Genomic DNA, 10753 nt, shown 5'->3' with positions numbered 1-10753 from the left:
CGCCCGCGGCCCTGGACCGCTTGGCGTACATGCAGGTCCATACGCCGAGTGCGCCCAGCACGCCGTAGATCATGATCGGGCTTACCGTCACCATGGTCCTGGTGTCCAGGGTGTAGGCGAAAAGGATGCGGGCGAGGGCCTCGACGACGTATGCGACACCCCACACGAGCGTCATCCGGTTCATCGTGGTGCGGAAGCCCTCGAACTGCCACAGGCCGTTCCACCAGGCGGTGCTCTCCGGGGTGCCGTCGGTGGCGAACTTGCTGCCGAAGTAGAACATCAGCGGGCGCGGCGCGAGCAGCGTCCCCAGGCAGAGCAGTCCGAACAGCCCGGTGACCCCCGAGTCCTTGATGAGCAGGGCGCGGGCCGAGTGCGCGCCGACGAGCGACACGACGGCGGTGATCACCAGGAACACCAGGGTGACGACGGCGAACTCGTCGAGCTTGCGCCGCCAGGCCAGGCTGATGACGCTGTCGAGCACCGGCCAGGCGCTGCTGATCAGCAGCACGGAGAACTCGCCCACGCCGTGGTCCTCGGTGAGCACGTTGTACGTGATGATCGGTGCGACCACGTTGAGCCCGATGGTCAGGATCCAGCCGAGGGCAGTGGCACCGCCCGAGCGCTTCGGAGGTGCCGGCTGTGTGTCTTGAGTTGCTGGAGTCGACATGGTTCCCCCTGGATCGTGCCTGATGACGTGCGTAAGGGGAATCCAAAAAGATTGACGGGACGCGGACAATCCAAACGCGGTCAAATGATCATCAAGTTCTCCGGACCGACTACTTCCGGTGGGGGCGGCCCGATGTCAGGCGCGCAGGCCCCGGATCACGAGGGCGATGACGGCCTCGAACTCGGTGATGATCGTCGGCGAGAGCCAGTCGGCCGCGTACTGCGGGTCGTGGAAGCGGCCGGTGGCGTCGAAGACCGCGCGGGCCGCCGCCGGCACATCGTCGGCGGCGAGGGAGCCCGCGGCGACGCCCTCGGCGATGATCCGGCCCAGTTGGTCGATCAGCTCGGTCAGGTGCGCGTCGACCACGCCGCTGTTCTCGGCGAGCAGGACGGTGTAGGTGGCGAACAGTTCCGGGTCGTCGCCCGCCTTGTGGCGCTTGGCCTCGAAGAGGGCCTCCAGCCACGCCTCCAGCTTGGAGGGGGCGCTGCCGGTGGGGGCCGAGGCGATCTCCTCCAGCATGACCACGCTCCTCGCGAGCCAGCGGTCCGTGACGGCCTCGCGCAGCGCCGCCTTCGACGGGAAGTGCCGGTACACGCTGCCGTGGCTGACACCCAGGGCGCGGGCCACGTCCACCACGGTCGCCTTCGTGGGACCGAAGCGGCGCAGCACCTCCTCGGTGGTCACGAGGATGCGCTCGGGAGTCAAGGGCTCGGCAGCAGCGGGGGGCATGGGTACGACCGTACCGTCAGCTCAGTGCTCACTGTCGAGGTGGGCCATCTGGGCCACCGGGTACCTCTCCCCGGCCGCGGCACCTACCGGGACGGCCTCTTCGACGGCGGCCAGGTCGGCGGCGTCGAGGGAGACGTCCATGGCACCCAGTGCCTCGACGAGTCGGTCCCGGCGCCGGGCGCCCACCAGCGGCACGATGTCGACCCCGTGCCGCGGCCCCTGCGCGAGCACCCAGGCGATCGCGGTCTGGGCGACGCTCACGCCCTTGCCCTCGGCCACCTTGCGCAGCGCCTCCACCAGGTCGAGGTTCCGGTCGAGGTTGTCGCCCTGGAAGCGGGGGCTCATGCCGCGGAAGTCGCCCGGGGCCAGTGTGCGGTCGCGGGTGAAGTGACCGCTGATCAGGCCGCGGGACAGCACCCCGTACGCCGTGATCCCTATGCCGAGCTCGCGGGCGGTCGGCAGGATCTCGGCCTCGATGCCGCGGGAGATCAGTGAGTACTCGATCTGGAGGTCGGAGATCGGGGCCACGGCGGCGGCCCTTCGCAGGGTGTCCGCGCCGACCTCCGACAGGCCGATGTGGCGCACGTGTCCCGCCTCGACCGCCTCGGCGATGGCCCCGACGGTCTCCTCGATCGGCACGTCCGGGTCCACGCGCGCGATCCGGTAGATGTCGATGTGGTCCCGGCCGAGCCGCTGGAGCGAGTAGGCCAGGAAGTTCTTGACGGCTTCCGGCCGGCCGTCGTAACCGGTGAAGCCGCCCTCGACGGTACGCAGCGCGCCGAACTTGACGCTGGTCAGCGCCCGTTCGCGGGCGTCGGCGGGCGCCGTGCGCAGGGCCTCGTTGATCAGTAGTTCGTTGTGCCCCATGCCGTAGAAGTCGCCGGTGTCCAACAGCGTGTGCGTGTTGTCGGGGGTGGCGTCCAGGTAGGCGTGGATGGTCGCGATGGATTCGGCGCGGTCCGCCTCCCCGTAGAGGGCGGACATCCCCATGCAGCCCAGCCCCAACGGGAAGACGGTGGGGCCGGTGCTGCCGAGAGTGCGGCGGCCGGAGCTCGTGCGGGCGGTCGTGCGGGCGGTCGTGCGGGGGGTGCTCTCGTTCTTCGTCATACAGCGAGAATGGCATGACGAGTGACAGATTTCAATATCTGTCACTCGTCAGTGTCAAGCGAGGATCCGCAACGCCAGAGCGGTCGCCGCGACCAGACACAGGACGGCCGCCGGTGCCAGCTCGTAGTCCTTGACCCGGAGGTGGGCGATGACCGCGCCGATGAAGTAGAGGGTCACCCCGGCCGCCGCGGCCACGCCGAGCGGCGTCACCCACAGGCCGGCGACCAGGCCGATCGCGCCCGCGGCCCTGAGTGCGGCCAGGCGCGGCAGCCATGCGTCCGGGACTTGGACCTTCTGCATGCTCGCGACGATCTGGTCGTTGCGCTGGAGGGCGAAGGCGGCGGAGGCGGTGAGCGCGAGGGCGAGCAGGACGCCGACGACGGCGTAGGCGATGAACATGAAAGGTCTCCAATGATCGGTGCTGTAGAATCATTGAATAGCATCAATGATCTGTCAGCCGCAATCATTTCCCGGTTGCTACGATGTGGACCATGACGGCAGATCAGGACGGACCGCACCCTCCCCAGCGGCTGGGCCTGCTGTTGGCCTGGCACGGATCGGTCACCCAGACGCGGATGAAGCGAGCACTCGGCGCGGCCGGGCTCACCCCGCGGCACGCGATGACGCTGATGCACCTGGAGGCCGGCCCCATCAGCCAGCGGGCGCTCGCCGAGCGGCTGGAGGTGGACCCGAGCGTGCTCGTCGGGATCCTGAACGACCTGGAGGGCGAGGGCCTGGCCGAACGCCGCCGGGACCCGGCCGACCGCCGCCGTCACAACGTGGCCATCACCGACGCCGGTGAGGCGGCCCTGCACAAGACGAACACCGCTCTCGACGAGGTCGAGAGCGGCATCTTCGCGGGCCTGTCGGCCGCCGAGTGCGACCTCCTGCGCGGCCTCCTCGACCGGGTCAACACCTCGGCCGAGGACTTCACCTGCGGCGAGTAGCCGCCCGGACGGATCTCCCCAGCACCTGCCGTCGACGTCCCTCCCGATCCGCGGGCCTCACGGGACAGCCCTCAGCCGCGCGGCGAACCCGTCGTCGCGGCGGCGCCGACCGGCTCCTCCAGGGTGCGGGCGGTCCGTTCCGCCGTCGCCCGGGCCCACGCGCCGCTCGTCGCCGCACCCACGATCAGGACGAGCAGCCCGCAGATCGTGATGATCCACCAGGCCGGCTGGGCCGCCGCCGAGAAGTCGGAGCCGTTCGCCAGCCCGGCCGCCAGCACCGAGCCGATCACCGCCACACCCAGGGTGCCGCCGGTCTGCCGGCTGGTGGAGGCGATGGCGGCCGCGACCCCGGCCTGGGAGCGGGGCATCCCGGACACGGCCGTATTGGTGATCGGCGCGTTCACCATGCCGAAACCGAGCCCGAACAGCATGTACCCGGCGAACAGCAGCGGGTTGGACGTCTCAGCCTCGAACAGGGCGAACAGCAGCCCGCTCGACGCCATCGCCACGCCCGCGATCAGCAGGCAGATCCGCGGTCCGCGACTGCCCACCAGCCGCCCGGCCAGCGGCGCGAACACGACGGTCAGGCCGGCCATCGGCAGCATGTAGAGCCCGGCGTGCAGGGCGCTGAGCCCCCGTACGTCCTGGAGGTACAGCGTGTTCAGGAAGAGGAATCCGGCCAGCCCGGCGAAGGCGCTGATCGCGATCACGGTCGACCCGCTGAAGGGCGCGCTCCGGAAGAACCGGAGATCGATCAGCGGCTCCTTGCACCGGGGCTCGTGGATCAGCAGCCCCAGGAACGAGGCGACGGCCACCACCGCGCACCCCAGGATCAGCGGCGAGCGCCAGCCGGCGGCCGGCGCCTCGATGATCCCGTACGTCAGACTGCCCAGCAGGGCGATGACCAGCACCTGGCCCAGCGGATCCGGGCGGCGTGGCCGGGCCGCCCGGGATTCCGGGATGTGCCGCAGGGTCAGCGCGAACGCCGCCAGACCGATCGGCAGGTTGATCAGGAAGATCGAGCGCCAGCCCACGGAGTCCACCAGCACCCCGCCGATCAGGGGGCCCGCCGCCATCGAGATGCCCCCGACCGCACCCCACACGCCGATGGCCCGGGCCCGCTCGGCGGGATCGGTGAAGGTGTTGGTGATGATCGACATCGCCACCGGGTTGAGCATCGCGCCGCCGACCGCCTGGACCATCCGGAAGACGATGAGCCAGTTGAGGCTGGGGGCCAGCGAGCAGAGCAGCGAGCCGCCGGTGAAGGCCACCAGTCCGGCCACGAACACCTTGCGGCGCCCGATCCGGTCGGCCGTCGAGCCCGCGAGCATCAGCAGCGAGGCCAGCACGAGCGTGTAGGCGTCGATGCTCCACTGCAGCCCCGCGACCGAGGCGTCCAGGTCGCGGCGCATCGAGGGCAGAGCGACGTTGAGCACGGTGTTGTCGAGGCTGACGATCAGCAGGCTCATGCAGCAGATCGCGAGGACGAGCATGCGCTGCCGGGGACTCGGCTCGATCATGCGCCGATGCTACGTCCCCCCTACCCCCTCGGCATGCGGGACAATGGGCGGATGACCACGCTCCCTCCGCCGCTCGCGATCGGCCCGCACACCGTGCAGCCCCCGGTGGTGCTCGCACCCATGGCCGGCATCACCAATGCCCCGTTCCGTACCCTCTGCCGGGAGTTCTCGGGCGGCAAGGGGCTGTTCGTGAGCGAGATGATCACGACCCGCGCCCTGGTCGAGCGCAACGAGAAGACCATGCAGCTGATCCACTTCGACGAGACCGAGAAGCCGCGCTCGATTCAGCTGTACGGGGTGGACCCGGGCACGGTCGGCAAGGCGGTCCGCATGATCGTCGAAGAGGACCGCGCCGACCACATCGACCTCAACTTCGGCTGCCCTGTCCCCAAGGTGACCCGCAAGGGCGGCGGCTCGGCCCTCCCGTACAAGCGCAACCTGCTGCGCGCGATCCTGCGCGAGGCCGTCGCCGGCGCCGGTGACCTGCCGGTCACCATGAAGATGCGCAAGGGCATCGACGACGACCACCTCACCTACCTCGACGCAGGCCGGATCGCCGTCGAGGAGGGTGTCACCGCCATAGCCCTGCACGGCCGGACCACCGCCCAGCACTACGGCGGCACCGCCGACTGGGACGCCATCGCGCGGCTCAAGGAGCACGTGCCGGAGATCCCCGTTCTCGGCAACGGCGACATCTGGTGCGCCGAGGACGCGCTGCGCATGGTCCGAGAGACCGGCTGCGACGGCGTGGTCGTGGGCCGTGGCTGCCTGGGGCGGCCGTGGCTGTTCAACGACCTGGTGGCGGCCTTCGAGGGGCGCCCCGAGGACTTCCACAAGCCCACCCTGCGCGAGGTGGCCGCCACCATGCACCGCCACGCCCAGCTGCTGGGGGAGTGGATCGGCGACGAGGCGCGCGGGGTGATCGACTTCCGTAAGCATGTGGCCTGGTACCTCAAGGGCTTCTCGGTGGGCTCCGAGATGCGCAAGAAGCTCGCGATCACCTCCTCCCTGGCCGAGCTGGACGCTCATCTGAGCGAGCTAGATCTGGATCAAGCATGGCCGGAGAGTGCGGACGGGCCTCGCGGTCGGACGTCCGGAAACAACCGAGTTGTCCTGCCGGACGGCTGGCTGAAGGACCCGTACGACTGCGCGGGTGTGAGCGAGGACGCTGAACTGGACACCTCCGGAGGCTGACAAATCGCCCTCCGTGGTGCGTGATATACGCCACGCATGGGAAAGGTTTCGCTCAGATGAGCACAGAAGTCACGGGTAAGACTTTCAAAGGGTGGCACTGGGTGCCACTCTTTGTGCGTTCAACATGTGAACGCAAATGTATCGATGATCGCTCATCCGAGCGTGATCAGGCCTCAGAAGCCCCCTCGGCCTTCGGGATGTGAAGGCTCTTCGGGCTTTCTGATTACCCATGAGTTACTTTCGATCTGCTGGCGCACGAGTGGTTACAGCCATATGACGACCAAGTGGACGTACCCAGAAGCCTTCGATCTGGGTATGTTCCTGGCCGTCAGGGCAGCCACCGAGCCTCGAGGAGTCGAGACCCGTGTCGGAAAACAAAGATCAGAAGTTCGTCTACGACTTCACCGAGGGCAACCGCGACCTCAAGGACCTTCTCGGCGGCAAGGGAGCCAACCTCGCCGAGATGACCAACCTGGGTCTGCCGGTCCCTCCCGGCTTCACCATCACCACCGAGGCCTGCAAGGTCTACCTCGACAGCGGCACGGCCCCGGCCGAGCTGCGCGAAGAGGTCAGCGCCCACCTTGCGGCCCTCGAGGCGAAGATGGGCAAGAAGCTCGGACAGTCGGACGACCCGCTGCTGGTCTCCGTGCGCTCCGGTGCGAAGTTCTCGATGCCCGGCATGATGGACACGGTCCTGAACATCGGTCTTTCCGACGACTCCGTGAAGGGCCTCGCCTCCCAGGCCGGTAACGACCGCTTCGCGTGGGACTCGTACCGCCGCCTCATCCAGATGTTCGGCAAGACCGTGCTGGGCGTGGACGGCGAGCTCTTCGAGGAAGCCCTCGACGAGGCCAAGGCCGCCAAGAAGGTCACCGTCGACACCGACCTCGACGCCGCCGACCTGAAGAAGCTCGTCACCCGCTTCAAGAAGATCGTCGCCAAGCAGGCCGGCCGCGACTTCCCGCAGGACGCCCGCGAGCAGCTCGACCTCGCCGTCGAGGCCGTCTTCAACTCGTGGAACACCGACCGCGCCAAGCTCTACCGCCGCCAGGAGCGCATCCCGAGCGACCTGGGCACCGCGGTCAACATCTGCTCCATGGTCTTCGGCAACCTCGGCCCCGACTCCGGCACCGGCGTCGCCTTCACCCGAGACCCCGCCAGCGGCCACGCGGGCGTCTACGGCGACTACCTGCAGAACGCCCAGGGCGAGGACGTCGTCGCGGGTATCCGCAACACCGTGCCGCTCGCGGACCTGGAGGCCATCGACAAGGCCTCGTACGACCAGCTCATGACGATCATGACGACGCTGGAGAACCACTACAAGGATCTCTGCGACATCGAGTTCACCATCGAGCGCGGCCAGCTGTGGATGCTCCAGACCCGCGTCGGCAAGCGCACCGCGGGCGCGGCCTTCCGCATCGCCACCCAGCTCGTGGACCAGGGCCTGATCGACGAGGCCGAGGCCCTCCAGCGGGTCAGCGGCCACCAGCTGGCGCAGCTGATGTTCCCGCGCTTCGACGAGGGCGCCAAGACCACCCTGCTCGGCCGCGGCATCGCCGCCTCCCCGGGCGCGGCGGTCGGCAAGGCCGTCTTCGACTCGTACACGGCCGTCAAGTGGTCCCGCTCCGGCGAGAAGGTCATCCTGATCCGCCGCGAGACCAACCCGGACGACCTGGACGGCATGATCGCCTCCGAGGGCATCCTGACCTCGCGCGGCGGCAAGACCTCGCACGCCGCCGTCGTCGCCCGCGGCATGGGCAAGACCTGTGTCTGCGGCGCCGAGGAGCTCGACGTCGACACCAAGCGCCGCCGCATGACGGTCGGCGAGACGGTCATCGAAGAGGGCGACGTCGTCTCCATCGACGGCTCCACCGGCAAGGTCTACCTCGGTGAGGTACCCGTCGTACCGTCCCCGGTCGTCGAGTACTTCGAGGGCCGCATGCACGCCGGCGCCGACGACGCCGACGAGCTCGTCGCCGCCGTGCACCGGATCATGGCGTACGCGGACCGTGTCCGCCGCCTGCGCGTGCGCGCCAACGCCGACAACGCCGAGGACGCGCTGCGTGCCCGCCGCTTCGGCGCCCAGGGCATCGGCCTGTGCCGCACCGAGCACATGTTCCTCGGCGAGCGCCGTGAACTCGTGGAGCGACTGATCCTCGCGGACACCGACGGCGAGCGCGAGGAGGCACTCAGTGCCCTCCTGCCGTTGCAGAAGAAGGACTTCGTCGAGCTCTTCGAGGCGATGGACGGCCTGCCCGTCACCGTCCGCCTCCTGGACCCGCCGCTGCACGAGTTCCTGCCCGACATCACCGAGCTGTCGGTCCGCGTCGCCCTCGCCGAGTCCCGCAAGGACGCCAACGAGAACGACCTGCGCCTGCTCCAGGCCGTGCACAAGCTGCACGAGCAGAACCCGATGCTGGGTCTGCGCGGTGTCCGCCTCGGTCTGGTCATCCCCGGCCTGTTCAAGATGCAGGTCCGGGCGATCGCCGAGGCAGCCGCCGAGCGCAAGAACGCCAAGGGCGACCCGCGCGCCGAGATCATGGTCCCGCTCGTCGGCACCGTCCAGGAGCTGGAGATCGTCCGCGACGAGGCCGACCAGGTCATCGCCGAGGTCGAGGCCGCCACCGGCACCAACCTCAAGCTGACCATCGGCACGATGATCGAGCTGCCGCGCGCCGCCCTGACGGCCGCCCAGATCGCCGAGGCCGCGCAGTTCTTCTCCTTCGGCACGAACGACCTGACCCAGACGGTGTGGGGCTTCTCCCGAGACGACGTCGAGGCCAGCTTCTTCACCGCCTACCTGGAGAAGGGCATCTTCGGGGTCTCGCCCTTCGAGACCATCGACAAGGACGGCGTCGGCTCCCTCGTGCGCTACGCGGTCGAGCAGGGCCGGGCCACCCGCCCCGACCTCAAGCTCGGCGTCTGCGGCGAGCACGGCGGCGACCCCGAGTCGGTCCACTTCTTCCACGAGGTCGGCCTCGACTACGTCTCCTGCTCGCCCTTCCGGATCCCGGTGGCGCGCCTGGAGGCCGGCCGTGCGGCCGCCGAGGCGAAGGGCAGCGACAGCCGCTGACCCCTGGCCCGCCATGGGCCCCATAGACCGCGCCTGTCCCCGGGTTCCCTGACTGCCCGGGGGCGGGCGCGCCTATTTTTATTGTTCAACGAATCTTTACGCCAGCAGGCGGTGGACGGATCCCCACCCGTCCACCGCCGCTGTCATTCTGCCGGGCACGTCGGCGCTTCCCGGTGCGACCGACCGCCAGGCCCCGCAAAGCCCCCCACGGCCTTCGCGGAGCGTTTCGGTCGCACCGGAGTGTGCCCGGCGGAGTACAGGATTTCGGTTGTCACGCCCCCGCCGAAAGGGGTTTCAACTGTGGCCGAAAGGGCGTGGTGACAACGTGTGACGGCGTGCATACTCATGAGGCGGGGGGATTGCGGTTGCACAGGTGGGGGTTCGGTGCTGCGTATCCATTTCACTGGAGTGGACCTGGCACGCGTACGGATGGCAGGGCGTCCCGATGCGTTGTGGGAAACGATTCTGAGCTTTCACCGCTTAAGAGACCGGCGTGATGCCCGGTTGTTCGGTGAATGGCGTACGGAAACCCGGAGCAGGTTGAATAGTGAAACACGCACGCTCGGTATGCTCATACCGAGTCGTGGTTATTTCCCGGATTTCCTGACCCCTGTGGAGGGGCAGTACGGGTGGGACGTGGGCCTCGACGCGCTGCGCGGGATCCGTCCCGAGCGCATGCGGCGCGAGCTGCAGCTGCTGGGCGCCGGTGCGCCTATGACGCCGCGGTTACGGGAGTTCATGGACGGCGGTGACAAGCAGCTGCCGCGGCTCATGGGCGAGCTCCGCGCGTACCACCGGGCCGCCGTGGAGCCGTACTGGACGCATATCCAGGCCCAGATCGAGGCCGAGCGCGCCGCGCGCGGCCGGGCCCTGCTGGACGGCGGCGCCGACGAACTGCTGGCGTCGCTGCCGCCCATGCTGCGCTGGCGGGCTCCGGTGCTGGAATGCGATTACCCCGTGGACCGTGACGTACGGCTGCGGGGGCGCGGGCTGCTGCTCCAGCCGTCCTTCTTCTGCCGGCGCACCGCGGTGACCCTGCACGATCCGGAGCTGCCACCGGTGCTGGTCTACCCGGCCGCCGCGCAGCTGGCTTCGGCGCCCACGGGCGGCGAGGCGGCCCGGCCCGTGGAGGAGCAGCGCCAGCGCACCCTGGGCAAGCTGGTCGGGCACACCCGCTCGGTCGTGCTGCGGGCCATAGGGGACGGAGCGACCACCAGCGAGCTGGCCCGCCGGGCCGGGGTCTCGCTGGCCTCCGCGAGCCAGCACGCCTGCGTGATGCGGGAGGCGGGGCTGGTGACCACGCTGCGACGGGGGAACGCGGTGCTGCACACCGTGACCCCGCTGGGGGCCGCGCTGCTCAAGGGCGGGGCCGTGGCCTCGTGACGGGGCCGCGCCCCGACGGCGTCGTAGCCGGCGGGGCGCGGTCTCGTGTGCGGCTGCGGGTACGGGTGCGGCGCCGTTGCGGGGACGCTGCCCCCGGACCCCCGCGCCTCAAACGCCGGCGAGGCTGGAAGGT

At 69.4% G+C, this 10753-nt stretch carries 9 protein-coding genes; 4 read left to right on the top strand and 5 right to left on the bottom strand.

Translation table 11 applies throughout. The features are described 5' to 3' along the window. From ACWGIU_RS17260 to ACWGIU_RS17245, 4 genes are all read right to left on the bottom strand, one after another. Positions 1-667: VC0807 family protein (locus tag ACWGIU_RS17260; RefSeq protein ID WP_453706659.1), on the bottom strand; the 667-nt coding region annotated here is incomplete at its 3' end. Between the two features lie 135 nt (positions 668-802). After that, entirely contained in the window at positions 803-1396 is a 594-nt protein-coding gene (locus tag ACWGIU_RS17255; protein WP_453706657.1) for a TetR family transcriptional regulator, read from the bottom strand. 21 nt (positions 1397-1417) lie between these two features. Continuing rightward, entirely contained in the window at positions 1418-2503 is a 1086-nt protein-coding gene (locus tag ACWGIU_RS17250; protein ID WP_453706655.1) for an aldo/keto reductase, read from the bottom strand. A gap of 54 nt (positions 2504-2557) precedes the next feature. Next, positions 2558-2902, bottom strand: coding sequence for a DoxX family protein (locus ACWGIU_RS17245; RefSeq protein ID WP_453706653.1), 345 nt, complete (start codon positions 2900-2902; stop codon positions 2558-2560). Positions 2903-2994: 92 nt separating this feature from the next. Here ACWGIU_RS17245 and ACWGIU_RS17240 point away from each other — a divergent pair, with 92 nt between their 5' ends. Beyond that, positions 2995-3450, top strand: coding sequence for a MarR family winged helix-turn-helix transcriptional regulator (locus ACWGIU_RS17240; protein ID WP_453706651.1), 456 nt, complete (start codon positions 2995-2997; stop codon positions 3448-3450). Positions 3451-3521: 71 nt separating this feature from the next. Here the strand turns inward: ACWGIU_RS17240 and ACWGIU_RS17235 are convergent, their stop codons facing one another. Continuing rightward, positions 3522-4970 (bottom strand): MFS transporter, encoded by a 1449-nt coding sequence (locus ACWGIU_RS17235; protein ID WP_453706649.1) that lies wholly within the window; start codon positions 4968-4970, stop codon positions 3522-3524. A gap of 33 nt (positions 4971-5003) precedes the next feature. Between ACWGIU_RS17235 and dusB the strand changes: the two genes are divergently transcribed. The 3 genes from dusB to ACWGIU_RS17220 all read left to right on the top strand — a co-directional run bounded on the left by dusB (position 5004) and on the right by ACWGIU_RS17220 (position 10620). Beyond that, positions 5004-6164 carry a tRNA dihydrouridine synthase DusB gene (gene dusB, locus ACWGIU_RS17230; RefSeq protein WP_453706647.1) on the top strand — a complete coding sequence of 387 codons (1161 nt, stop codon included), beginning with the start codon at positions 5004-5006 and terminating at the stop codon, positions 6162-6164. 364 nt (positions 6165-6528) lie between these two features. Continuing rightward, positions 6529-9237, top strand: a complete 2709-nt coding sequence (ppdK, locus tag ACWGIU_RS17225) for a pyruvate, phosphate dikinase (protein ID WP_453706645.1) — start codon at positions 6529-6531, stop codon at positions 9235-9237. 384 nt (positions 9238-9621) lie between these two features. Next, positions 9622-10620, top strand: a complete 999-nt coding sequence (locus tag ACWGIU_RS17220) for a helix-turn-helix domain-containing protein (protein ID WP_453706643.1) — start codon at positions 9622-9624, stop codon at positions 10618-10620. The last annotated feature ends 133 nt before the right edge of the window (positions 10621-10753 follow it).

Source organism: Streptomyces sp. NPDC054840, assembly GCF_053611065.1.
Note: the sequence above shows the minus strand (reverse complement) of the source record. Positions and strands in the feature narration are given on the sequence as shown.